Consider the following 26,383-nt stretch of genomic DNA (forward strand, 5'->3'; position numbering starts at 1 on the left):
TCAGATTCTCCGGCTCACTCGATGTAGCCGAGCGCCCGCAGGCGCTCCATGACGGTCGCCTCCCCCTCGGCGTCCATGCCGGGCTCGGCCGCCGCCATCGCCGCGGCGACCGGCTCGGCCGGCAGGGCTGCTCCGGAGGCGATCGACGCCATCGGGGCGGGCGTCACGGGGTGCGCGTCCTCGAAGATCTCGACCGGCAGGCGCCCCTCGAACTCCTCCGGCACCGGCAGCCCGAGGCTGTGCATGAGGGCCGGCGTGACGTCCAGGATCGACAGATCCCCCACGGTCGCGCCGCGGCGGATGCCGGGGCCCGCGGCCAGGAAGATGCCGCGCGGGTTGTGCACGCCCGCGACCTCCTTCCGGGTCTTGATGATGGCGTCGGACCGGGTGACCGAGACGAAGCCGAAATCGCGCAGGACCAGGGTCAGATCGGCGGCCAGGCCGGAGTGCGGGCCGGGGAAGGCCTCCTCGCGGGTCATGACCCGGCGGACGACGCGCTCGCCGGTCTTCGGGTTGACGACCGCGAGAAGCCCGTCGATGATCCGCCGGCGCAGGGAGGCGCGCTCCGCGTCGCTCATGGGCGGCGCGCCGGGCACGCCGCCCGGTCGAATGTAGATGCCGTTGCTCCCGGGCGTCAGGGTGTAGGCGCTGGTCCGGCTCCAGTCGAACAGGAACGCCGCGGCCTTCATCCCCTCGGTGTTGATGTACCCCTCGGGCGCGACGGGGGCGTCGTCCTTCCACGCCAGGAAGCCCTGCTCCGCCAGCCAGGTGTTGACGTAGAAGATCTCGTCCGACGGGCCGAAACCGTGGTCGGAGGCGAGGAACACGCGCGTCTCCGGACCGGCCAGATCGATCGCCCGGGCGATCAGCTCGTCGAGCTGCCGGAAGTAGTCGAGGCACAGCTCGCGCACCCGCTGCGCCCATTCGGAGGCCCCGAAGGTGGCGAACAGGCCGTCGTCGATGAACCGCCAGCAGGCGTGCTGCAGCTTGTCCACGCCGTCGAAGACCACCGACGCCAGGTCCCAGGGCTCGGTCCGCATCAGGTGATCGAGGACGTTGAACCACTGGCGCTCGCGCCGGATGTGAAAACGCACCCACTCCTCGTGGCGCTCGGGAGCGAGGACCTGCACCGATCGGCGCTCGTCCTCGAAGTCGACCGGCAGGTCCTTCAGCGCGATGTCCGGGAGGGCGCTCAGGCGCTCGTACAGCTCGCGCGGGTGCATGGCGCGCTGCAGGTGCCGGTGCGGCACGAACCCGGGGATCAGGAAGCCGTCGATCGGCCGCGGCGGGAACATCACCGGGAAGTTCAGCGAGACGCTCCGTCGTCCCTGCTCGCCGATCCGCGCGTAGATCGTCGGGCAGCGGATGTCGCTGGAGGTCGCGAGGCGGAAATGCGGATGGCTGGAGTGCTGCTCGACCCGCACGAAGTCGAAGATGCCGTGATGCCCGGGGCTGCGCCCGGTGAGGAGCGAGGTCCAGGCGAGCGGCGTCAGCGGGTTGGCCGTGGACATGAGGCCGGCGCGCACCCCGGCGTCGCACAGCCTCTTGAGTGTCGGCATGAGGCCCCGGGACATCAGGGCGTCGAGGACGGTGAACGTGGCGCCGTCCAGGCCGAGGAGGAGCGTCCGGCTCATGCCGTGGCCCCCGCGCCGAGCTGCTTCTCGAGGAAGGCGGCGATCTGGGACACCTTGAGGTCGTCGACATAGTGGCCGTCGACCATCAGGAGCTCCTCGAAAGGCATCCCCTTCTTCCCGAACCGCTCCTCGACGGCCACGATCAGCATGACGATGTCGATCGACTCGAACGTCAGGTTGTTCATCAGGAACGTCTCGGGGCCGATGCGACCCGAGAAGCCCGTGTCCCACTCCTTGGTCATCTCCTCGAGGATGTCCACGACGCCGTCCAGGACGGTTCCCCGCGGGCTGGCGGCGGCGCCTGCCTGCTGACTCTCCATCATTGACCCCCTTCGCACAGTGCGGTGGCGACGATCAGATCTCCATCCCTGCCGGTCCAGGCCGTGACGTCCGCGGCGTCGAGGCCGTCGACCCCCATCCGGACGGTGCCGCGCCCGGCGTCGATCGACAGCGCCCGCAGCGCGCCGCGGGCCGAAGGGATCCCCCGCCCCAGCGCATGCGCCCCGGCCTCCTTGGCGCAGCGCATCCGCAGGGTCCATTCCGGCCGCTCGGCGATCTCCAGGGCGCCCAGCAGACGGTCCTCCTCCGGGCTGAAGGATCCGTCCTCCGGGCGCGCGCCGGCCGGCGAGACGCGCTCGGCGACGATGCCCAGCCCGCGATCCCTCCGGCCTTCACCCGCGACCGCGACCGCCACCCCGCCGCCCGAAGACATCGACAGGACCGGGGCGCCCCCGGCGCGCTCCACCCAGGCGCCCGAGGCGATCGGGCGCCCCAGGGCGTCGGCGCCGATCTCCACGTCGGCCGCATAGACCGAGAGGCCGCGCCGCTCCTTCAGGAAGAGACGCACGGCATCCTTGGCGGCGGACCGGGCCAGGAGCCACTCGGTCCGGCGCCCCTCCGACCCCTGCAGGCCCCGCCAGGCCTGCCGCTCGCCGTGGGACAGGACCGTGTGCGCCAGGCCCTCGCGCCAGATCCGCCCGTCCCCCTCCATCAGGCGGTCCGGCAGGTCGAGCCGGCAGCAGACGACGCTGTCGCGCACCGGGAGCGGGGCCGGAAGGGGTGTGCTCAGGATGACATCGCGCGGCGACAGCCGGTAGGCGTAGAAGCGCTCCGGCAGATCCATGCGCTTCACGTCCCAGCCGGAAAGGCGCAGGAGGGCCCGTCCGTCCGGCGCCACCACCTCCAGGTCGGCCAGGATCTGCTCCCCGGCGGCGAGCCGGGCGCGGATCCGGCAGGCGGCCTCCGTCCCCGGCGGCGGGGCGGGCGCGAACAGATCGAGGCGCTCGAAGCCGACGGGAAAGACCACGAAGCCGCGGTCCAGGCGATTGGCCGTCCAGAAGCCGACCACCTGGCTGGCGGCGTCCAGGAGCAGCGGATCGAGGACGAGCTCCGCGTCCGTCCGCGAGCGGAACAGCCCGCGCGCCGGCAGCACGCGCAGCGTCCCCTCCGCCCCGGCGTCGAAGGCCCGATCGATCGACACGACGCCCTGGAAGGAGGGGCCATGGAACATGCCGTGCAGCCTCCCCTCGGCGTACAGCTCCTCCGGCGCCCAGCGAAACGCGCGGGGCTCTCCCAGGTCGGCCGGGCCGGCGGGGGGCGCGTCGGGAAAGCGCTCGCCGAGCAGGATCGTCCCCTCGACCGTGGGAAGGGGCGCGCCCCCGGCCGCCGCAGCGGTTTCGGCGATTCGCACCGTCACCTCGCGGGTGGAGGCGTTCGGGGCGGCCGTCACCTCCAGGCTCACGCGCCCTCCCGGAAAGGCCAGCCAGCGGTGCACGCGGACCGATCGCGCCCCGATCACGCGCAGTCCCGGCAGGGCGAGGACTGCGGCCTCGGCCATCATCTCGAGGCTCATGGCGAGAGGGAAGACCGGCAGCGCGCGCAGCGAGGCATCCTCCGCGATCCGCCCGCCGAGGGTGTGGTCCAGCAGGAATCTCTCCTCGTCCGGATCGAGCGCCTTCCGGAACACCAGCGAGCCGTCCGGCTCGCGCCGCGGTGGATCCGCGAGGAACGCGAGGGTCCGGCGGGCCGCGGCCGGGGCGGCTTCGGGTGCGGCGATCGGCGGGGCAGCGGGCGCGACCCGGCCGGCCCGGCCGTTGCCGCCGCGCGCCAGGACCGCCTGCATCACCTCGCTCTGCGTGGCGAGGAACCTGTCCATGGTGCGCAGGTACTCGCTCATCGCGGCGGACATTCCCTTCGGGGAGGGCGTGGCGCGGGCGATCACCGCCTGCGTTCCGCCGGTCGGCTCCGCCGGCTGGGCGGCGGCCGATCCGGCAGCGGCGGCCCGGGTGGCCACCTCCCTCCGGGCGGCCTCGGCGCGCGCGGCCACGCCGCGGACGAGAGCGTCGTCCAGACGGAGTTGCGGCAGGTCGAACGCCAGGGCCATCGACCGGTCCGGCTTCGCCGGCAGGCGCGTCCCCTCGCGGACCGGCTCCTCCGGCAGGCGGCGGGCGCCGCGGTCCGCATAGAGAGGCTCGAGCGTCAGGGGGACGCCGTGGGCGGCCAGCAGCGCCAGCAGATGGTGCAGCTGCAGCATGCCGGAGCGCGACTTCAAGTTGGAGGCCACCGCCAGGTGCGGCCGGCCGCGCAGGGTGTCCTCGACGAACGCCGTCAGGTTGCCGCGCGGCCCGACCTCCACGAAGATGCGGGTGCCGGCCGCGTACATCGCCTCGATCGTCTCGCGGAAGCGCACCGGCTTCATCCACTGCTCGAGGGCCACGCGGCGGATCTCCACGGGATCGGTCCCCGCCGGGCCGGCCGTGGCGCAGGAGTAGAGGGGGATCTCCGGGGCGGCGAAGTCGCCGCGGTCATAGTACTCGCGCAGCTCCTCGACGACGGGGGCGAAGCGGGCGGTGTGATAGGCGCGGCTGAACGGCAGGCGCTGGCAGACGGCGCCCCGGGCGCGCAGGTCGGCCTGGGCGCGGGCGATCGCCTCGTCGCTGCCGCACACGACGATCTGGTGCGGGCAGTTGTCCATGGCCAGGTCGAGCCCCGAGGCGCTCCCGGTCAGCACGCGCAGGAGCTCCGGATCGGCCGGGCCCACCGCGAGCAGCGCCGCGGACGGCACCTTGCCGCTCTTGCGGGCGCGCTCGGTGGCGCGGTTGCCGTCGAGGATGTAGTCGATCAGCCTCGCTTCGTCGGGGACCCGCGCCGCCCCGGCGGCCAGGAGCGCCGAGTACTCCCCGGTGCTGTGGCCGACGACGGCCCCGGGGCGCGCGCCCAGGAGATCGAGGAGGGCGAGAAGGCCCTGGTTCGCGGCGAAGACCGACTCGATGGCGCTGTCCATCTCCCACAGGCGCTGGGCCGCCTCGATCCGCCCGACCGCCGGCGGCGGGAACAGGACCTCGCTCGGGACGAAGCCGCGATCGTGATCGCGGAACGCCCGGTCCATCAGGTCGAACCACTCCCGCACCTCCGGGAAGTGCAGGCACAGGTCGGCCAGCATGCCGGCGTACTGGGCCCCTTCGCCGGGGAACAGGAACGCGAGCCCTCCCGCCTCCGCGAGCGGCTCCCCGAAATGATAGATGCCGCTCCTCTCCTTGATGCGGCCGCACGCCGGATCCCCCAGGCGCTCGGCGGCGTAGGCCGCCTTCTTCTCCAGGTCCTCGAGCGACGCGGCGACGATCGCGAGGCGGTGCGCGCCCCCCGGCGCGGCGGAGGCGGGACAGTTGACCGTCAGGGCCAGGTCGTGCGGTGCGACCGAGGGGTTCACCTTCGCGAACCGGCCGAGGGCCGAAACGCGCGCGCGAAGCTCGTCGCGCGATGGGGCCGCGACGACGTAGAGCTCCGAGTCGCGCCGGGCATGCAGGAGCCGCGGGGCCGGGGCTTCGGCCGGCGCGACGCCCGCCTGCGCCCCCGACAGGAAGACGGCGGCCGATCGCGCGATCGCGCGCGCCGGGGCAGGGGCCTCCTCCAGAATCGCATGGGCGTTGATGCCGCCGAAGCCGAAGGCGCTCACGCCGGCCCGGCGCGGCTCGTGGCCGCCGTGGATCCAGGGCCGGGTCTGCGTGTTGAGGTAGAAGCCGCTCCCCAGGAGCTTCGGATGGGGCGCGTCCCCTCCGAGCGTCGGCGGCAGGATCCTGTGATGCAGCGCCAGGGCCGTCTTGATCAGGCCCGCGGCGGCCGCCGCCGGGATGCAGTGGCCGATCATCGACTTGACCGAGCCCACCGGGAGGCGCGGCTGCCCGTCGCCGTCGCCGAACACGCGGCGCAGCGCCTCGATCTCGGTGGCGTCCCCCACCGGCGTGCCGGTGCCGTGCGCCTCGACCAGGCCGATGCTCCGGGGATCGATGCCGGAGGACTCGTAGGCGCGGCGCATCGCCAGCTCCTCGCCCTCGAGGCGCGGCGCCAGGATCCCCATCGCCTTGCCGTCGCTCGACGTGCCCAGGCCCCGGATGATGGCGTAGATGCGATCGCCGTCGCGCACGGCGTCGGCGTGCCGCTTCAGGACGACGATGCCGGCCCCTTCTCCCAGGAGCGTCCCGTCGGCGTCGGGATGGAACGGCCGGATCCGCCCGCTGCGCGCCAGCGCCCCCAGCTGCGAGAACAGGAGCGCGATCGGGAAGGTCGTCGAGGCCTGGATGCCGCCGGCCAGGACCAGGTCGCACTCGCCGGTCGCGAGGCTCTTGATGCCGGCGTCCACGGCGATGAGCGACGAGGCGCACGCGGCGTCCACCGTGAAGGCCGGGCCCATCAGGTCGAGCCGGTTCGCCACCCGGCCGACCATGACGCTGTGCGCCAGGCCGGGGGCGGTCTCCGGATTGAACGGCGGCAGGCCGGCCTTCAGGCTCCGCCGGATCGCCTCCAGATCCTCCGGGCCGTGCTCCGGGTGGAGCGTCCTGAGGAGCGACAGGACCTCGTCCACGACGATGGTGTGCTGGAAGCAGGAGATGACGCCCCGGTTCACGTACGTGCCGCGCCCGAGGATGAGCCCCGCCGCCTTGCGGTTGAACGGCCGTTCGAGGTAGCCGCTGTCCTTCAGGGCGTCGTGCGCCAGCCGCAGCGCCAGGAAGTGCTCCGGCTCGGAGCCGTCCACCGCGCGCGGCATGACGCCGTACTCCAGAGGATCGAACCGGACGATGTCGCCGAGATAGCCGCCGCGCTTGGTGTACAGCCGGTCGTTGTCGTTCGAGGACGGATCGAAGACCCGCTCCGTGCCGGAGCCGGCCGGAGGATCGCCGATGGCGTCCACCGAGCCCAGGATGTTCTCCCAGTAGGTCCTGAGATCCGGCGCCTTCGGGAAGACGCAGGCCATCCCGATGATGGCGATGTCACGCCGGCCCGGGGTCATCAGGCGCGCCCCCGCGGTCCGGCGAGGCGGTTCAGCTCGCGGCTGCAGGAAAGCTCCATGTCCTCGAGCGCCCCGAGCAGGCGCCCGCTCCCGTCCAGAAAGGCGATCTGGATGTCGAGCACGTGGCCGCCGGCGCGCGCCTGCGAGCGGAACTCGCAGCGGATCGGGGAGCCGTTGAACGGGGCGTAGCGACGGAAGCTCCGGAAGCGCGCCGGCAGCGGCGTCATGTCGTAGTGCGAGCGCGCGTACAGGATGCCGAGCTGGAAGGCGCTGTCCACCACCACCGGATCGATCAGCCAGTCCCCCGTGCCGGCGCCGCGCACGCAGCGGGCGGGCGTCGAGGGGAGGACCGTGCCCGAGATCCCCTCCTCTCCCAGGCCCTCGATGGTGCGGATTCCCTGGAACAGGGGGCCGTGGAACAGAAGGCTCTCGTACGCCGATTCCACGCTCGTCGGGTAGGGACGCGGGTCGCGCAGGGGCGCGGGGGCCCCGGAGGCGGGCGGCGGCAGCCGGTCCCCCAGGAGGACGGTGGCCTGGTAGAAGGGCCGCCCCGACTCGGGATCGGCGATGACGGCGTCCACCGACAGCTCGAGCCTCTCCTGGCCGGGCTGCGTGGCGGCGCGCGCCCGGATGACGATCGCCCGCGGCCCGTCCTTCAGGACGACGCCCTGGAGGACGCGGAACTCCTGGATGGCCTGGACCTCCCATTCGGGCCAGCCATGGCGGACGATCTCGGCGAACAGCTCCATCGCCACGGCCGCCGGGAGGACCGGCCTGCCGTCCATCTGGTGGTCGAGCAGGAACAGGTCGGTCGCGGGATCGAGAAGGCGCCGGACCTCGATTCCGCCGCCGTCCGAGGCCCGGGCCTCCAGGCCGTCGAGCAGCGGCAGCGCCATGCGTGCCGCCCGGGCGGTCACGGGAGCGGACGCCCCCGCGTACGCGCGCCACGGCCCGTCCCCCAGGACCACGGCAACCTCCCCCTTGGCCCCCCGCTCGATCTCCTGGATGAACGCGGGGCGGCCGCCGGCGGGGGAGACCAGCTGCACACCCCGGGCGGCGAAGCGCTCCTGGACCTCGGCGGAGGCCATGCCGGACCGCCAGGGGCCCCAGTTGATCGACAGCACCCGCCCGGGCCAGAGACGGTCGAGATGGAGCGCCAGGGCGTTGAGCGTTTCGTTCGCGGCCGCGTAATCGCACTGCCCGGCGTTGCCGAAGCGTCCCGCGACCGAGGCGAACAGGACGAAGAGCTTGAGATCTTCGGGCCGCAGTCGGCGGGCCAGCGTGAGCGCCCCGTCCACCTTGGTGCCGAACACCCGATCGAACGACGCGGGGGTCTTGTCCTCGATCCGCTTGTCCTCGATGACGCCGGCGCCGTGGATGACGGCGTCGATCCGGCCGTAGTCCCGGTACAGGTCGTCGATGAGCCGCCCGAACGCCTGGTCGTCACGCGCGTCGACCGGCTCGTAGCGCACCGTGGCCCCGGCCCGTCGCATCGACTCGAGACGGGCGCGGATCTCCCGGTCCCGGAGGATGCGCTTGAGGTCCGTCTCGATCGCCGCCGGCGTCTGCGCCGTGCCGGAGCGGCGCGCCTCGTCGATCAGGGCGGCCTTGAGGTCGGAAGACGAGGCGGCGCCCGAGGTTGCGGCAGGCTCGGCGGTCTCGGGAAGAGGAGTCCGTCCGGTCAGGACCAGCGTCGGCCGGTAGCGCGCGGCGAGCTCCTCCGCGATCTCGGCGGTGATGCCGCGCGCTCCTCCGGTGATCAGGACCACCCAGGACGAATCGGGCCCGGGCTCCCGGGCGGCATCGCCGGCGAGAGCGGCGGGCAGCGGGCGGACCGCGATCCGGCGGGACCCCCTGTACCCGACCTCCACCTCGTCGTCCCGGGCGGCCAGCTCCTGGAGCAGGAGGGCCGCACGCTCGTGAGGCGTCGAGGGGGCGTCGAAGTCGACCGTCTTGCAGCGCGTCTCCGGCCATTCGCGGGCGATCGTCTTGATCAGCCCGGTGAGGCCTCCCTGCCCGGGGAAGAAGGGGTCCGCCGGCTTCCGATCGAGACCGCAGGCGCCGCCCATCGCGGTGGCGACCAGGAGCCGCCCGGCGTCGCCGGCGTCCCGGAGGTCGGCGCTCGCCGCCCGCGCCAGCTCGAACAGGCCGCGGATCTCGCGATCGATCGCCGGCTTCCAGGCCGCCGGATCGGTGTCGGCTCCGGCCGCCCCGGCCGCGAGCGGCCGGAGGTGCACCACCGTCCCGATCGGGCCGTGCTGCGCCCGCGCTTCGGCGAGCGCTTCGGCGATTCCCGATTCATCGGCGGGGTCCGTGATGAGGGCCCGTCCGCCGCGCTCCTGGATCATCGCCGCCAGGGACCGGGCCGTCCCGAGCCCGTCGTCGGTGATCAGGACCGTGCGGTCCCCCGGCGCATACGGCGGCCCGCCGGCCGCGGGCAGCTCGACCGGGCGGAGCAGGAAGCGCGGAACGTCCTGTGCCTCCCTCCGCCCGGCGCTCCCCGCCGGGCGGGCCGGGGCCACGGAGTCAGCGGCCGGTGCAGAAGCTGCCGGCACGGAGGCCGGCGCGGACGCAATCGGCAGCGGCGCGACCGGGGCGGTCCCTGCGGCGGCCGCCAGGTCGAGGATGCCGCGGAGCGTCCGGATGCGCGACAGGCTCTCCATCGAATCCTGGAGCGCGTGCTGCAGATCGGCAGGGCAGGCGCGCTGGAAGGCGCCGAGGATCTCGACCCGCTTGATCGAGTCGATGCCCAGATCGGCCTCGATGTTGAGGTCGAGATCGAGCATCTCGGGCGGATAGCCGGTGCGATCCCCGACGATGGCCAGGAGGCGCCGCTTCATCTCCTCCGCCGACAACGAGGCCGTGTTCGCGGGGCCCGCCGGCGGCGCGGCAGGGGCAGCGGCGGTCCCCGCGGCGGCCGCGAGGTCGAGGATGCCGCGCAGCGTCCGGATGCGCGACAGGCTCTCCATCGAATCCTGCAGCCTGTGCTGCAGGTCGGCGGGGCAGGCGCGCTGGAAGGCGCCGAGGATCTCGACCCGCTTGATCGAATCGATGCCGAGATCGGCCTCGATGTTGAGGTCGAGATCGAGCATCTCGGGCGGGTAGCCGGTGCGATCGCCGACGATGGTCAGGAGGCGCCGCTTCAAATCTTCAGGCGGCAGGGACGCCGTGACGACGGCGGCGACCGGCAGGGTCGCAGCCTCGGCGGCCGGTCTGCTCGAGGCGGACGGGGCCGGGAGCGATTCGGCCGGCGCGCCGATCGCGGCGGCTCCCTTCCCTTCGAGAAAGGCCTGCATCACGTCCTTCTGGGTGTCGAGGAAGCGGCTCATGAGCTGCTGGAACTGCAGCACCACCTGCGCCGTGGCGTCCTCGCCGGTTGCGGCTTCGGTCGCGGCGGCGGGGGTTGCGGCCGGAGCGTCCGCGAAGGGGGTCTCCGGGGCAGCCGGCTCCGGAGCGGGCGGCTGCGGCAGGGAGACAGGCGTCAGGCGACGAGGCGGCTGGCCCAGGGGGCGCGCCGAGGCGCCGTTGACCATCCAGGTGGCCGGAGAGAGCGGCAGGGCGGCGGCGTCCGATTCGAGGTCTTTCAGGTCCAGGTCGCGCACCGTCCGGCCGCGGAACAAACCCTCCAGGTCGATCGACACGGCGTGCGCCGCCAGCTGCCCGAGGAGGTGCAGGATCTGCACCGGCCCGGGACGTCCCGGGACGTCGGACGCGACCGCCAGGTGCGGGCGCTCGCTCAGGATCTGCTGCGTCAGGCCGGTCAGGACGTTCTTCGGCCCGACCTCGACGAACAGCCGCGCGCCGGCCTGGTGCATCGCCTCGACCTCGTCGGCGAAGCGCACCGGCTCGACCAGGTGCTCGGCCAGGAGCGCGGCGACCGCCTTCGGATCGCGCGGGTAGGGGGTTGCGGTCGAATTGGAGAAGACCTCCATCCGCGGCGCGGTGAAGGTCACCTCGGAGAGGACGGCGGCGAGCCGGTCCCGGGCGGGCGCGATGACCGGTGAGTGGAAGGCGCAGGCCACCGGCAGGGGGCGGGCCTCGATGCCGTCCTCCTTGAGGCGATCGATCGCCTGACGCACCCCCTCGCGCGTCCCGGAAATCACCGTCTGGCGCGGGGCGTTCAGGTTGGCGATCCAGACGTCCTTGATCGGCCGCAGGGCCTCGGCGATCCGGGCGGGAGTCTCGGCGATGGCCGCCATGGTGCCGAGGTCGTCCTTCGCCGTCTCGAGGATCGAGCGCCCGCGGGCCTCCGACAGCCGCGCCAGGGTCTCCTCGTCGAACACGCCGGCGGCGCACAGGGCGGCGTACTCGCCGTAGCTGTGTCCGGCGACCATGTCGGCGCGCACGCCGAACAGGTGGAGCAGGCGCAGCGCCGCCAGGCCCGCCGCCCCCAGGGCCGGCTGGGCGACGTCGGTCCGCGTCAGCGCCTCCCGGCGGGCGCGCTCCTCGTCCGGCGTGAACGCCGGGGGCGGAAACACGTAGCGACCGAGCGGCAGCGGGAGCCGGCCGGCGAGCGCGGCCTCGGCCCGCTCGAACTCGAGGCGCACCTCGGGGAAGCGGACCGCGAGGTCGCGCAGCATGTCCGGATACTGCGAGCCCTGACCGGGGAACAGGAAGGCGATCCGCCCGCCCCTGCCGAACGGCGCCTCGGTGAAATACGTCCCCGACGGATCGAAGATCGACGTCGCGCCGGCGCGCAGGCGCTCGAGCGCGGCCTGGAGCTTCCGATCCAGCTCCTCGGCCGACGAGGCGATGACGGCGAGCGTGAGCGTGGGGTCCGATCTCTCGGCGGCGCGCCGCCAGAGCGTCCAGGACAGGTCGGACATCTGCGGGCGGGCGCCGCGCCCCAGGGCGGCCTGGACCCTCCCGACCCCGTCCTCGATCTCCCTCCGCGACGGGCCGCGCCACAGGAAGATCTCGGCCGCGGAGCGCTCCCGGAGCGCGGGCCTGTCGGGAGCGATCTCGTCGGCGTGCTCCTCGAGGACGGCATGGAAGTTCGTGCCCCCGAATCCGAACGCCGACACGCCGGCACGGCGGGCGTGCCCCGCCGCCGGCGACAGCCACGGGCGCAGCTCGGAGTTGACGTAGAACGGACTCTCCTCGAAGCGTGCCGTGGCGTTCGGCCTCTCCACATTCAATGTAGGCGGCAGGACCTTGTGGTACAGCGCCAGCGCGACCTTCGCCATGCCGGCCACGCCGGCGGTGCACTTGGTGTGGCCGATCATCGACTTGACCGACCCGATGGCGCACGACTGGCGGGAGGCTCCCGCCGCCTCGAAGACGCGCTTCAGGGTCGTCGCCTCGGCCTGGTCGCCGGCGACCGTGCCGGTGCCGTGCGCTTCGATCAGCCCGACGGTGGCGGGGGAGAACCCGGCCTTGGCGTAGGCGCGATCGAGGGCCCGCGCCTGCCCCTCGGGCCGCGGCGCCGTGAGGCCCTTGTCGCGCCCGTCGCTCGAGGCGGCGATCGACTTGATCACGGCGTAGATCCGGTCGCCGTCGCGCTCGGCGTCGGCCAGGCGCTTCAGCACCAGGATCGCGAGCCCTTCGCTGATGACGATGCCGTCGGCGGTCTCGTCGAACGTGCGGCAGCGGCCGCGCGGCGAGTGGGCGCGCGTCTTGCTGAAGCACAGGAACATGAACGGGTTCTGCGCCGTGTCGATGCCGCCGGCCAGGGCCATGTCGCTGCTGCCGGTCTCCAGGTCCTTGACCGCCAGGTAGAGGGCCGCGAGCGACGAGGCGCAGGCGGCGTCCACGGTGAAATTGGCGCCGCCGAGATCGAAGCGGTTCGCCACGCGCCCCGCGGCAACGTTGAGCAGGATGCCGGGGAAGGAGTCCTCGGTCCACTCCGGGAGGCGCGCCATGAGCTCGGGCATGGGGGCGTCGAAGAAGCTCGGGAGCTGCGACCGGAAGGCGTACAGGTTCCCCAATTCGCTGATGCCGCCGCCGGCCCCCAGGATGACCGAGGTGCGCTCCCGCGGGAAGGCGCGGTCGAGATAGCCGGCGTCCTCGAGGGCGGCGCGCGCCACCTCGAGCGTCAGGAGCTGGACCGGCTCGATCGAGGACAGGGAATTGGGCGGCATGCCGTAGCGCATCGGGTCGAACGGCACGTCGTCCACGAAGCCGCCCCACTTCGAGTAGACCCGGTCGCGCACCTTCGGATCGGGGTCGAAGTAGCGCGTCCAGTCCCAGCGGTCCTCCGGGACCTCGGTGATCGCGTCCACCTTGTCGAGGATGTTCTCCCAGTACGCGGACAGTCCCGGCGCCTTGGGCAGGAGGCAGGCCATGCCGACGATGGCAACGTCCGACGGCTTCTCGCGGGTGGCGGCCCCGGCCGTGACGACGGACGGAGCGGCACGTTCCGCCAGGCGCGCGGTGGAGGCGACCGACACGTCCCGGTGCAGCGCCTCGATGGTGCAGGTGGCGTCGCGCAGGGCGGCCACCTGGCCGATCATGAACATCCCCTGGACCTGCTGCTCCTCGGGAGTCAGCGGCTGGAGCTTCGGGGCGCCCGGGTCGCGGCCGAAGCCGGGGTGGCGATCGACCCCCTTGGAGGCGATGCGCAGTCGTCCCAGATTGAGCGCCTCGAGGGCGTTGCGGATCTCCTCGGCCGGGCGGCCCTCGGCCGTCAACCGGCGGCGCTCGCTCTCGAAGGCGGCGGCGAACGGCGAATCGACGCAGCGCGTCGAGTGCCCGGGTCCGGTCTCCAGGAGGACGGTGCGCCGGCAGCGCACGGCCGACTCCTGGAATCCGGGGACGATGGCGCCCGACGCGACCGCCTCCTCGGTGAACAGGTAGGCCGTGCCGAGGAGCACGCCGACGCGCGCGCCGCGCTCGGCCAGGGGGGCCGCCAGGGCCGCCACCATGGAGGCCGACAGGGCGTCGTGGATCCCGGCCGCGAACAGCACGTGGCACTCCGCCAGCTGGTCGGCGGGGAGCGACTCGAGAAGCGTGTCGACCATCGAGTTCCAGAGCACGAAGGACGAGCGCGGGCCGACGTGGCCGCCGCACTCGCGCCCCTCGAACACGAAGCGGCGCGAGCCCCCTTCCAGGAAGAGCTTCAGAAGGCCCGGCGAGGGGACGTGCAGGTAGGTCGCGATGCCGTCGCGCTCGAGCCGCCTCGCCTGGTCGGGGCGCCCGCCGGCGATCAGCGCGAAGGGAGGATGGAACTCGTCGATCGCGTCGAGCTGTTCCTGGCGGAGCTCGATCGGCACGAAGCCGAGGATGCCCACGCCCCAGGGCCTGTCCCCCAGCACGCGGCGGGTCTCCTCGAGCAGCGCGCGCACCTCGGCCTTCCGCATCAGGGCCAGCGCCAGGAACGGCAGGCCGCCTCCCTTCGCGACCTCGAGGGCGAACGGCGCCGTGTCGCTCACGCGCGTCATCGGTCCCTGCACGATCGGATAGCGGGTCCCGTGCGAGCGGGCCAGGGGGGAACCCAGCTCGAGGGGTTTGAGCGCCACCGCCGCCTTGACATGCGACTCGATCGCCCGGCGCATCCCTTCGACGACCCCGCCGACCGTCCGGAAGCTCTTCGCGAGAGGCGCGGCGAACGCCGCGTCCTGGCCGAGGACCATCACGCGGCGCTTCGGGTCGTCCCATCCGGCGCGCTCCGCGATCCCCCGCCGCCAGTCCGCCAGTCGCCCGGCGCTTGCCGGCCCGCCATCCTGAAGGACGCGCTCGACCCCGCGCAGGTCGTCCGACGGGGCGTGGCCGGATCGGTCGTACAGGCGCCAGGTCTCTCCGAGGGCCGAGCCGAAGAGGGTCGTCTCGCTGCCGTCCATGCGGGCGATCGCCTCGCGCGCGGCGCGCCCCAGGGGCGATTCGCGCGTCAGGAGAAGCTGCGCGTCGAGCGCGATGCCCGCGGCGCCGCCCGCGCAGGCGGCCGCGGCGGTGTGCAGCCCGATGCCGCCCTGCGCGAAGACCGGCAGGGAGCCGCGCGTCAGGAGCCGCTGCAGCAGGATGAAGGTCGTCTCGTCGCCCACGCGGCCGGCCGCCTCGTGTCCCTTGGCGATGAGGCCGTCCACGCCGAGATCGGCGCCCAGAGCGGCCTCCTCCGTGGACACCGCCTCCAGGAGGACCTCGATGCCGGCGGCGCGCCAGGCGCCGATGCGCGGGCCCAGGAGCGCCGGGTCGCCGGGGGTCAGGATGACGGTGCGCACCCGGTCGGGGAGGGCGCGCGCCATGGCATCGAGAAAGGGGATGCGCGTCCCGTCGAGCTTCACGCCGCAGGCCGCGCGGGCCAGGCGCTCCAGCCGGCCGAGGGCGAGGCGGGCACCCGGCTCGTCGAAGCACAGCTCGAGATCGAGAACGCCCAGGGCGCCGGCGCGGGACGCCGCGGCGGCGACCGCGGGGTCGGCCGGCCCCGGAGGTGTCAGGCAGAGAATGCGGAACTCGCGCATATCAGAAGGCTCAGGGAATCCAGTACCAGACTTCCACCTTGAACCAGCGGATGATGGGACGGAACAGGACGTCCCAGACCGGACGCCTGCCCGTGGCGATCTTGGCGTACCCCGTCATGTCGGTCTTGAGGACGCCGTCCGGGTTCGGGATCTCGGTGATCACGCGCACGGCCCGCTCCGGAGAGCCGGACAGCGAGACCTGCGTCCCCCCCTGCCCCGCTCCGACGACGGTCGCCGTGCTCGATTCGGCGGCGTTGCTCGCCGCGACCGGCGCGATGCTGACGACCTTGCCGTGGAAGGTGACTTCGTGGAAGGCCCACGGGACGACCTTCACCCCGGCCCCCACGCTCACGGCCCCCGCGTCCTCTTCGGGCACCTCCACCTCGGCGCGGATGGTCCGGGAGTCTTCGATCTGCACGACCAGGTCGCGCTGCCCCGGCTTCAGGTAGGTCCCGGCCATCTCCTCGATGCGCGGGGTGACCACCCAGCCCGCGATCGGGCTCTTCAGCGTCGTGCGCTGCACGTCGGTCCGGTAGTTGTCCACCAGCGCCTGCAGGCTGCGGATCTCCGCCTGGACCGCCTTGACCTGCTCGGGGCGCGCGCCGCTCGTGACGACCTTCAGGTTCGCCTTCGCCTCCTCGAGCATCGCCTTGTCGACGTCGCGCTGCCTCAGGGCGTTCTCGTACTCCTGCTCGGACACCAGCTTCTGCTCGAACAGCTGGGCGAAGCGATCGGCGCGCGGCCCGCTCCAGGCGAGGCTCGTCTCGGCGGTGCGCACGTCGGCCCGCGCCCGCTCGATCTCCTCCCGCCGGGCCCCGGCCTTCAGGAGCTGCAGGTCCGCCTTGGCCTCGTCGAGCTTGGCCTGGGCCGCCTTCAGGTTCTTTTGATGGGTGCGGCCCGAGAGCGTGGCGAGGCTCTGGTTCTTCTCGACCCACTGGCCTTCCTTCACCAGGATCGTGTCCACCAGGCCTTCGACTTCGGAGCGCACCTCGACGCGCTTCGCCGGCAGGAAGCGGAACGGGCCGCCGGTCTGGTACGGGTAGGGGAGGAACAGGGCCCACAGGATGACGGCGACGATCCCCAGGCGGATGGTCCAGGCGAGCACCGTCCTCCACCACGAGCGCTTCTTCTGCGCGGCCGCTCCCCGGGGATCGCGTGCCGCCCGCCCCTTCGCGTCGGCCGGCGCGGGCGGGACCGACGGCGCCGGACGGGGTCCTGTGGCTGTCTGGGGCATGCTCGTCGTCCTCCGTATGGCTCCCCGAAATAGACTGGCCTCTCCGACTCTTCCGCATCCGGAGAGGCCAGCCCGTCAGGGAACGGGTCCGGCCGCGGTCAGGCGGCCGGGCCTTCGATCTCTTTGCCGGCGATCAGGGTGCGATGTCCCCGGTGATGCCGATGTAGTCCTGGAACGTCGTGTCACCGTCCGTTTCGACCGCGATCAGCTTCGGATTGAGGAAGTTCACGAACCCGTTCAGCGTGAGCCCGTTGGCGCACACCGGCGGGGTGAAGGCGTCCACCTTGGTCCCCAGGACGTTGATGGTGCTGTTCTCGGCCGCCACTCCCGTGATGACGTCGTCCGAGGTGGCGGTCGGGGCGCTGCAGATCACCCCGGCACGGCGGTTGAGCGCTTCGAGCCCCAGGTAGTGGGCCGTCAGTCCCGGCTTGCCGTCCGCGCAGGTCTCGAACTGCAGGCTGGTCCTGAGGTTCAAGTCGATGCACACCCCGAACGCGTTGCAGTCCCCGGTGGCGGTCGCCCCCGTGCCGAAGCAGTTCGGTGTCGAGGCCAGAGTGCCGTCCAGGCCGTTGGCGTTCCGGTCGACCACCATCGCCACGACCAGGTCGTTGACGCGGAGCTTGGTCTCCACGCCGGGCGTCGCGGCGACGTCCTGGATGAACAGGCGCGGCGGGATCTCGGTCTTGACGCAGAACAGCAGCGGCTGGCTGGCGGCGAGACCGATGTTCAGGTGCAGGAGCTGCGCGGTGGTGCAGGCGAGGACTTCGGTCGCCCCGAGCCCGCCGCCGGTCGTGATCGGGATGGCCAGGCAGTTGTCGCTCTTGACGCCGTGGCAGGTCCCCTGCTCGGTGGCCTGGTCGCCGGTGGTGACAGGCGACGTCGCCCCGGGCAGCGCCTCGCAGTCGTGGCCGCGGATGGCGTGGCAGACGCCCTGCAGGAAGGCCGTGGCGCCCGAGGTCGACCCGGTCAAAAGCTCGCAGTTGGCCGGCAGCAGGTCGCCGATCGTCTTGCCGGAGTTCTGGCAGCCGGTCTGCAGCGTGCCGGAAGACGTCATGCTGGCGAACAGCTGGTTGAGGGTGTCGTCGGCGACCACCACGAAGGCGTTCCCCGCCCCCGGAACCGGCGGCGCGGGAGGCGGCGCCGGCGTGAGCACGGCCCCCGGCGTCTCGGGCTGGCCGGGATCCGGAGTCAGCGTGGCGAACTGGCCCGTCAGGCTGCCGCGCAGCCCGCTGGGGTTGATCTCGACGTCGACCAGATCACCGCGCAGCGACTGGCCGAACGCCTCGACGCGCTCGGGATCGACCTTCATCTCCCCCAGCTCGATCGGGTCCGGCTCGTTCGCGCCGATCTCGGTGGTGAAGTCGGGGCTGAACGAGAAGCTGACCAGGACCGGGTCGAAGCTGGTGCCGAAGATCGTGTTGCTGATGGCGATCAGGCCGTCCAGGATCCAGTTGCACACCGACGCCAGGCAGTTGACCTCGGCGGTCACCTGCCCGCCCGTCGAGAAGGTGGCCACGATGCACTTGGGGGGAGCGCCGGGGCAGTCGCTCGGCGCCGAGCACAGGATGCTAGGGTCCGCCTCGCAGTGGCCGGAGGTCGGCGGGTTCGGGGGGGAGGTCCCTTCCAGCTGCCCCTCCGTGATGTCGAACTTCACGCCCATGTTGGACACCGTCATCGAGAACGTGGTGTCGACGATCGTTTCGGCGAGGCAGACGCCCGGCGAGCAGATGTCGGTGAACGGGATGCAGACCTTGGCGGTCGTCTTGCAGGAGCCGCCCGCGTGCAGGGTGACCGACATGGGCGGCAGGTTGATGGCGACCTTGATCTTGTCGTTCTCGAACGTCACCGGGCAGGAGATTGCCGTCGGGTCGATGTCGATGCTCTGCACGCGGGTCGTGACGGTCGGGTTGCAGGAGCACCCGCCGCTGACCTCGCGCGTGTCGACCACCTTGCCGTTCGGAATCTGGGTGTGCATGGCGTTCACGAAGATGGTCGCCGCCGTCTCGCACCCCTTGGTGACGATCGTCTGGACGGCCGCCGGAGACAGCCCGACGACGAACGAGTTCGGGATGTCGACGCTGCCGGATTCGGTGATCAGGCCGTTCAGGATCATGCCGCGCACCTGGTCCGGCAGGTCGGACCGGAACCGGCCGGCGGCGACCGAGCCGACACCCGGGGCCGCGACGTCGCCGGTGGCGAAGATCAGCGATTTGAAGGCGCGGTTCCCCTGGACGTCGGTGGCATCGGCCACCAGGCGGTTCGAGCCGGCGTCGAAGGTGCCGAGGGCCACGTCCCCAGTCGCCAGGTCCTGGGCGATGTCCGTCTGGCCGAGGGCGGTGTTGATCGCCAGCTTCCACGTGTCGCCCGAGTCCTCGCCGTCACCGGGGGTCAGGACGGCCCCCGCGGTCGGCAGATCCAGCCCGTTGACGCTGGCGCTGGCGATCTGCAGCCCGTGGCAGATCTCCCCCTGGACCGGGGTCGGCACCGCGGACGTGACCTCGAGGGGGGTCGGCGACGTGATGTCGATGCTGAACGACATCGAGGTCCCCTTGTCGCGCAGGTCGTCCACGACGCAGACGGCGGCCGGGAAGTCGGGATAGGAGCCGGGCCGCTTGTCGCCGTCCACGACCATCACGTGGCCGCCGCAGGGAAGGCCCTCGAGATCCAGGGAGACGGTGTTGGAGCTGAGGACGTCCACCGCGCCGCTGCGCACGATCAGCTCCGAGACGTGCACCGTCTCGCCGTGGATCGTGATGTCGCCGCTGTACGGGCCGCCCGGGAAGGCGGTCGCCGGGTCGAGGCCCAGCGCCGTCGCCACGTTGACGCCGTCCACCTTGATGAGCAGGGTGGCCGGGTTCACCAGCGGGATGGCGGCGAGGACGTGCGTCGTATCGCCCGCCCCCTCCGTCACCACCGTGCCGGAGGGCTCGAGGACGTCGAGGTACGGGATGTTGGAGCAGAACGCCTGGGCCTTGTTCTGGCCGTCCTGGACCGTGACGCGCAGGAGAGGGATCGGCGCGAACACCTGGTGCACCGTCCCCTTGGAGTTCGTCCTGCTTTCGGCCCTGAAATCGAAGGGATCCTTCCGGCTCGCCAGCTGCGCCATGTCGCCGTTCTGGACCGTGAGAATCTTCAGGACGTTGCCGTTCACGTCGAGCGCCAGAAGCTCGGCCGTGACCACGGCGGCCGGCCCGCCTCCGGTGACATTGAAGCTGATCCGGCTCTGCTGCTTGCCGCCGCAGTCGTTGCCCTTTGCCCCGGTCGTGTACGGCAGGGCGCAGGAGACCGACAGGTTGGCGGAGCTGCAGCTCGCGTCGAGCGCGTCGGCGAAGCCGTCGCAGTCGTTGTCGAGCGTGTCGTGGCAGGTGGTTCCGCTCGGTCCCTCGACGCTCGCCACGCCCGCGACGGCGCTGCAGACGGTCGCCGTCCTGTCGGGGCTGCAGATCATGGTGCCGCTGGCCTGGCAGATGCCCGCCCCCACCGTGCACGAGTCCCCCAGATCGGTGAAATCCTCGTCCGCCGTGCCGTCCCCGTCATTGTCGAGGCCGTCGCACTTCTCGGCGGTCTGGCAGGAGGGGTCGGCGAGGTCGGTGAGTCCGTCGCAGTCGTTGTCGATGCCGTCGACGCACCGGCCGGTCAGCGGCGTGTTCTCGGACTTGGGGGCTCCCGCCGTGGCGGTGCAGGTCGTTCCGGTATGGGTCTCGTTGCAGATGACCGTGCCGGAGTTCTCGCAGGCGCCTGTGCCGACCGAGCACGCCGACCCCAGCCCGAAGCCGTCATCGACGGCGCCGTTGTTGTCATCGTCGAAGCCGTTGCAGATCTCGGCGGTCTGGCAGTCGGTCTCCTCGTGGTCGGTCAGGAGGTCGCAGTCGTTGTCCAGGCCGTCGAAACAGCTCGCGGCCCCCGCGGGTCCCTCGGTCGACTGGAGGTTCTGGCCCTCCGGACCGAGCTTGCAGAAGGTGGCCAGGTGGTCGTCCGTGCAGGTCTTGACGCCAACCGTCAGGCAGCAGCCGCCGGCATCGCCGAACGAGCACCCGGACGGATCGCCGATCCAGCACGGATCGCCCACGTCGAAGGTGTCGGTGTCGTTGCCATCGCAGTTCTGGTCAATGCCGTCGCACAGTTCGGTCGCCCCGGGATGGATACTGGCGGAGGAATCATTGCAGTCGAGCTCCGGGTGGGTGCAGTCGCCGCTGGCGGGGGATCCGTAGCCGTCTCCGTCGTCGTCGGTGCAGTCTGCGTAGGCCGGCGTCACGCCGCCCATCGCCAGGAGCAGCATCAAGCAGGCGAGCACGGCGCAGAGTCCGAACGCGCGACAGACTCTCAATCCCCTGACGTCACTCATCGTAGTGTCTCCTGGCCTGTTGGCGGAAGCATGGATGGGATGTGTGAAAGAATAATGGACACCGTACCGACCGTCTCAATCGTGTACCTGGCGGCCCATGACAAGGAATGGCATCAGGAAGGCCATCCACGCCTTGGACTCCCCCGGGCACCTGCGTGGACCGCTCTCGCCTGCACCAACCCCCTGGCCGCGAAATCCCCGTCCGTACTGACGAATCGAAGGGTGATTTGTGCGTGGACTAATACGCCAAATGTCCTTTACTGTCAAGCCGTTTCTCGGCGTTCCGCTGCCACAGTTCACCGTATGGACGGAAGCCGTCCTCGAGTCGTGGCCCGGGAGATTTCGAGGCTATTTCTGGGCCGGCCAGCCCCAGCCGAGGATGAGTCCGGCGTGCGAGCCGCCGGCCTCGCCTTTCGTCGTGGCCACCGTCACCTCGCCGCGCGAGACGCGGGCGGCGAGACCGATGTTGAAGCGCGATCCGAGTCGCCAGAAGATGCCGGCACCGATCCAGCCCCCCAGCGTGGAGTCCTCGTTCGTGACGCCGTTCGCTTCCCTTTGCGCGTCAATCTTGGCGATGCCACCGCCGATGTAGGGGCGCGCGCGGCCTGCCTCCCAGATCTTGCGCACGCCGAAGGCCAGCTCCGAAGACTGATCGTTGATTTCGATCCCCAGGAGATCGCCGCCGGCGCTCGACGCCAGGATGTCCGTCGCGAACGCGATCGGCCAGTCGGCGGGACCCCAGGTCACCTCGGCGCCGAACTCCCCCTGGTCCTCGTTCGGCTCCCAGTCGCTGTCGAGCCCCTTCCCGCCGATGATGAAGTTCACGTTCCCCTTCGAGTCCGCATGAGCGAGCGTCGGACCGATGAGACCCGCGACGAAGAACAACAAGGCCAACGCCGGCGCCATGCGCATGCTCGCTCGTCTCATCGAGTTCGCCCTCCTGAATTGCGGATGGATGATCGGGTGCCGACCGCGCCGCTCCCGTGCTGCGAAGTCCCGGACGTTCTACCACGGCACGGTGGGATCGGCAACAGTGGTTCGACGGGAGGGACCATGAAGTATGATGCGCGGCTGTGGCCACGCACGTGTCCCGTTCCGCGCGCTTCGTCCTGGCTTCGCTGTCCGTTCTCATCGGCCGCGGCTCCGCCGTCTTCGCGCAGGAGGACATCGACCTGCGCCTGTTCCGGCCGCAGATCGATCTGTCCGGCGAGACCTTCCAGGACAAGCCGTTCGACGAGCAGCCCGGAGAGGAGTACGGATCGGACGCGCTGTCGTTCGCAGCCAACATCCCGCTCGGCAAGACTCACGTGCGCTGGGACAAGAAGTACCGGGGCTCGCAGTTCTTCGCCCACGTGCTGGCCTCGCGCTCGACGCCGAACATCTCGTTCCTGACCGGCGAGCAGCGCCAGCTCTACAGCGGCGTCCTGGCCGCGAGCGGCGTCTGGCTGAGCAAGAACAGCAACCTGTACGTCGCGTCGGCCGGGGGCTCTTTCGCCGAGGACGATCGCACCATTCACGACCTCAAGGCGCGCCCCTACGCCCTGTTCCTCGGGACCCACAAGGTCCGCGAGTGGATCACCCTGGTGTACGGAGGAGCGGCGACGTACCAGCTCGGAAAGGGGCTGGCGCTCCCCGTCCTCGGAATGGTCTGGTGGATCAACCCGAAGTGGACCCTGATCGGGACGCTGCCCTTCTCGGTCAGCGCGGGTTATCGGATCCGCGACGACCTGGCGCTGCGGCTGGCCCTCGGGTTCGCCGGCAATCGCTACCGCTTCGCCAACGACGGCGAGTTTCCCGGGCAGCCGGAGATCGTCTACCTGAGCACCCTGCAGAGCCGGCTGACCGCCGAGCTCGAATGGAAGACGGGAGACGCCGTGTCCCTCTATGCTCAGGGCGGAACCACGCAGACCCTCCAGTTCGCCTTCTCGGGCGACGAGAACATCGGCGGCGACAAGTTCGTCGACGACAGCACCGTGGCGACCGGCTACCTGAAGGTCGGTGCGCGCTTCACCTTCGGCAAGAGCATCCTCGACGACTGGAAGAAGTAGCCCTCCAACGAGCCGGCACTGTGCTTCTGCAGGCTCCTAGTTCTTCGTCGGAGGCGGCGGCACCGGCGGCAGCGTCTTCGGGCTCTTGCGCATCTCCGCCAGGACGACTTCGATCCCCTTCTCCAGCTGCGGGTCCTGTCCCTTCACGACCAGGTCGTCGCGGTTGTCCACCTCGATGTCGGGGTCGACGCCGTGCCCCTCGATGATCCACTGGTTGTCCAGGCCGTACGTGCCGAACTCGGGGCGCGTGACATAGCCGCCGTCGACGAGCGGCGAGTAGCCGCGGATGCCGACCACGCCGCCCCAGGTGCGCGTGCCGATGAGCGGGCCGAGACCGTATTTCTTGAAGAAATAGGGAAAGATGTCGCCGTCGGACGCCGAGTAGTGATTGATGAGACAGACCATCGGGCCGTAGAACACCTGCGAGGGGTAGGTCCCGACCCCGCCGTTGCGGCTGTTCCCCATGCCCGCCAGGACGCGGCGCAGGCGCTCCAGGATCATCTCCGACACGAAGCCGCCGCCGTTGTTGCGCACGTCGATGATCATCCCCTGCTTGCGGATCTGCGGATAGTACTGGCGGACGAACTCGTTGAGCCCGTCCCCCCCCATGTTCGGGATGTGCACGTAGCCGACCTTCCCGCCGGTCGCCGCGTCGACCTTCCGGCGGTTCGTCTCGATCCGGTCGAAGTAGCGCAGCCCCTCCTCGTCGGCGAGCGGCCGGACCGTGACCTGGCGCGCCCCGTTCCCGTCCGGCCGGCCGCTGACGGTGAGCGTCACGGTGCCGGAAGTCTTGTTCTGCAGGAGCTCGTCGGGGACGCCGGGCGCCTTCAGGTCGACGCCGTCGATCTTCAGGATGTATGAGCCGGCGCGGACGTCGACGCCCGGCTCGGTGAGCGGCGAGCGGCGCGCGTCGACCCAGTTCTGCCCCTCCAGGATCCGATCGATGCGGTACCGGCCGCTCGACGGATCGAGCCGGTAGTCCGCGCCGAGCAGCGCGATCGGGACGGTCTTCGCCTTCGGGGCGTCTCCGCCCCCGACGTAGGCGTGCCCGATGTTCAGCTCGCCGATCATCTCGCCGATGAGGAAGGTCAGGGACTCGCGGTGGGCGACGTACGGGAGCAGCACGCCGTACTTCCGCTTCATCGCCGGCCAGTCGACGCCGTGCATGGTCGGCACGTAGAAGAAATCGCGCTCCAGCCTCCAGGCCTCGTCGAAGATCTGGCGCCACTCGGCGCGCGGGTCGAGGCGCATCGACATGCCGTCCAGCTTCAGGGCTCCGTCGCCGACCTTGGCCGGCGCCGTGCCGGGCTTCGCGTCGATGAGGCCGTACTTGTCCTTCGAGTGATAGATGATCCTGGCGCCGTCGGCCGACAGGTCGTACTCGTCGATCCCTTCGATCACGACGGCGTCCTTCCGCTTCTCGAGATCGAAGGCGTGCAGGGCCTGTTTCGGCCCGTCGTCGCCGCCTCCCGCCCCGCCCAGGGTCGGCGAGGGACCGGTCATGTAGTAGACGATCGTCTTGCCCGCCGCGAGGTGCGACATGGTCGCGGGCTCCATCGGGAAAGCGGCGATGCGTTCTTCGATTCCCTCCAGGTCGATGCGGAGCGGCGGGACCTCCTTGGCCGCGTCCTTGGCGCCCTCCTCCTTCTTCTTGTCCTCCGCCTTCTCCCCGGCTCCGCCCGGCTTGACCTCGTCCGATTCGGGGGCCAGCGGCGACGGCAGATCCCGGCGCAGGGTCAGCGCGTACACGCGCGTCAGGTTGTTGTAGACGTACGACAGGTCGAACCTCCCGATGCTGGCGTTGAGGTCGCGGTCGGACAGGAAATAGAGATAGCGCCCCTGCGGATCGAAGACGGGAGCGCGGCTGTCGCTCATCTCGGAGGTGACGCGCGTCACCCTGCCGGTGTCGAGCGAGTAGAGGAAGATCTGGCGCATCTGGTCCGGGTCCTGCTTGTTGTAGGCCAGCCAGCGGCTGTCCGGAGACCAGGCGTAGTCGTAGATCTCGAACTCCTTCGCCTGGTCCGCCAGGGTCGCCTTGCCGGTCGCGGCGTCGACCCAGAAGAGCTTCTGGTCCTTGTCTGCGAAGGCGAGCTTCCGGCTGTCGGGGGACCAGAGGGGCGCGAAGCGCCAGCAGTGGCCGTCGGTCGTCAGGCGGCGCGCCTCCGCGGAGCCGTCCTGCGGGGCGATCCAGATCTCCTCCTCGCCGGTCCGGTCGGACAGGTAGGCGATCCACTTTCCATCGGGGGACCATGAGGCCCCCCGATCGTGCGCTCCGGAGGAGTTGGTCAGATTGCGCGTGTTCCCTTTCTCGGCGGGGACGGTCAGCACCTCGCCGCGCGCCACGAACAAGGCGCGCTTGCCGTCCGGCGACAGGCCGAACTCGGTGATCTTGTCCGCCAGCGCGACGAACCCGGGGCGCGCCGCCGGCCTCTCGGAGGGCACGCGAATCGCGACCTTCGACGAGCGTGAGGCGGCGATATCGTAGAAGAAGATGTCTCCGCCGTTCTCGTAGACGATCCCCCCGGGGCCGCCGCTCGCCCAGCGGACGTCGTATTCCTTGTGGTCGGTCAGCTTCGCCACCTGCCGGGACGCCGGATCGATCGAGAACAGGTTGCCGGTCCGATCGCGGTCGGAGGTGAAGTAGATCCGGTCGCCGATCCAGACCGGCTCGGTCGAGCTGTTGTCGTTCTCCGTCAGCTTGTCGAGCCGGTTCCCGGACAGATCGTAGATCCAGAGGTTCGGGGTCATTCCGCCGCGATAGCGCTTCCACGTGCGGAAGTTGAGCCAGATCCGGTTGTAGACCACGCGCCGGCCGTCGGGGGAGTAGGCGGCGAGACCGCCCTCGGGCATCGGCAGCGGCTCCGGCAGTCCGCCGTCGAGCTCGATGGTGTACAGCCGCCCGGCGCGGTCCTCCCAGGCCTGGTGGCGCGAGCGGAACAGGATCCGCTTTCCGTCGGGCGTCCAGCCGATCACCATGTTGTTCGGCCCGGCCCGCTCGCTCGGCTGGCCGGTGTCGGCCCAGAAGGTCAGGCGCCGCGGCTCGCCCCCCCAGGCGGACACGACGTAGACGTCCCGATTGCCGTCGTACTGACCGGTGAAGGCGATCATCGTTCCGTCCGGAGAGTAGCGCGGGAACATCTCGATCCCCGGGTCCGTGGTGATCGCCCGCGCCACGCCCCCCGCGCGCGGCACGCTCCAGATATCGCCGGCATACGCGAAGGCGATCGCATCGCGCGACAGGGTCGGGAAGCGGAGCAGGCGGGTCGCCGCCGCCTCGTCCGGCTCGGCCGCCGCCGGCGACCCCCGGGGCAAGGCCAGAGCCAGGGCGCCCAGCAGGATGGCCGGGACGGCGACGATCAGCGGAACGAGGCGGTGGGACGGCGCGCGGCGCATCGGGGGCTCCTCGGTTGGCGGTGCGCCGCGTTTCTACCCGTTGTGG

Annotated in this window: 9 protein-coding genes; 1 reads left to right on the forward strand and 8 read right to left on the reverse strand. The window is 71.3% G+C overall.

All coding sequences use genetic code 11. From position 1 onward, the window contains the following. Positions 1–14 precede the first annotated feature (14 nt). The 7 genes from VGV60_10740 to VGV60_10770 form a co-directional block, all read right to left on the reverse strand. Positions 15–1,634 carry an alkaline phosphatase family protein gene (locus VGV60_10740; protein HEV8701735.1) on the reverse strand — a complete coding sequence of 540 codons (1,620 nt, stop codon included), beginning with the start codon at positions 1,632–1,634 and terminating at the stop codon, positions 15–17. Continuing rightward, positions 1,631–1,954 carry an acyl carrier protein gene (locus tag VGV60_10745; protein ID HEV8701736.1) on the reverse strand — a complete coding sequence of 108 codons (324 nt, stop codon included), beginning with the start codon at positions 1,952–1,954 and terminating at the stop codon, positions 1,631–1,633. Before VGV60_10745 ends, VGV60_10740 begins: the two co-directional genes overlap by 4 nt. Beyond that, positions 1,954–6,921, reverse strand: a complete 4,968-nt coding sequence (locus VGV60_10750) for a beta-ketoacyl synthase N-terminal-like domain-containing protein (GenBank protein HEV8701737.1) — start codon at positions 6,919–6,921, stop codon at positions 1,954–1,956. The genes VGV60_10745 and VGV60_10750 overlap by 1 nt, the downstream gene beginning before the upstream one ends. Then, the gene (locus tag VGV60_10755) at positions 6,921–15,317 is read right to left on the reverse strand and encodes an SDR family NAD(P)-dependent oxidoreductase (protein HEV8701738.1); all 8,397 of its coding nucleotides are present in this window, start codon (positions 15,315–15,317) and stop codon (positions 6,921–6,923) included. The genes VGV60_10750 and VGV60_10755 overlap by 1 nt, the downstream gene beginning before the upstream one ends. A 10-nt stretch (positions 15,318–15,327) precedes the next feature. Next, positions 15,328–16,551, reverse strand: a complete 1,224-nt coding sequence (locus VGV60_10760; GenBank protein ID HEV8701739.1) for an efflux RND transporter periplasmic adaptor subunit — start codon at positions 16,549–16,551, stop codon at positions 15,328–15,330. A 133-nt stretch (positions 16,552–16,684) separates the two neighbouring features. Further along, a complete protein-coding gene (locus VGV60_10765) occupies positions 16,685–20,896 on the reverse strand; it encodes a putative metal-binding motif-containing protein (GenBank protein ID HEV8701740.1) in 4,212 nt (1,403 codons plus the stop codon). Positions 20,897–21,244: 348 nt separating this feature from the next. Continuing rightward, a complete protein-coding gene (locus VGV60_10770) occupies positions 21,245–21,823 on the reverse strand; it encodes a hypothetical protein (GenBank protein ID HEV8701741.1) in 579 nt (192 codons plus the stop codon). 146 nt (positions 21,824–21,969) lie between these two features. On the opposite strand from VGV60_10770, the gene VGV60_10775 reads away from it, so the two are divergent. After that, positions 21,970–22,944, forward strand: a complete 975-nt coding sequence (locus VGV60_10775) for a DUF6268 family outer membrane beta-barrel protein (GenBank protein HEV8701742.1) — start codon at positions 21,970–21,972, stop codon at positions 22,942–22,944. Between the two features lie 36 nt (positions 22,945–22,980). On the opposite strand, the gene VGV60_10780 is transcribed toward VGV60_10775, so the two are convergent. Further along, on the reverse strand, positions 22,981–26,337 hold the full coding sequence (locus VGV60_10780) for a S41 family peptidase (protein HEV8701743.1): 3,357 nt from the start codon (positions 26,335–26,337) through the stop codon (positions 22,981–22,983). Between the last annotated feature and the right edge of the window lie 46 nt (positions 26,338–26,383).

The organism is Candidatus Polarisedimenticolia bacterium (assembly GCA_036001465.1).
GTDB lineage: Bacteria > Acidobacteriota > Polarisedimenticolia > Gp22-AA2 > Gp22-AA2 > Gp22-AA3.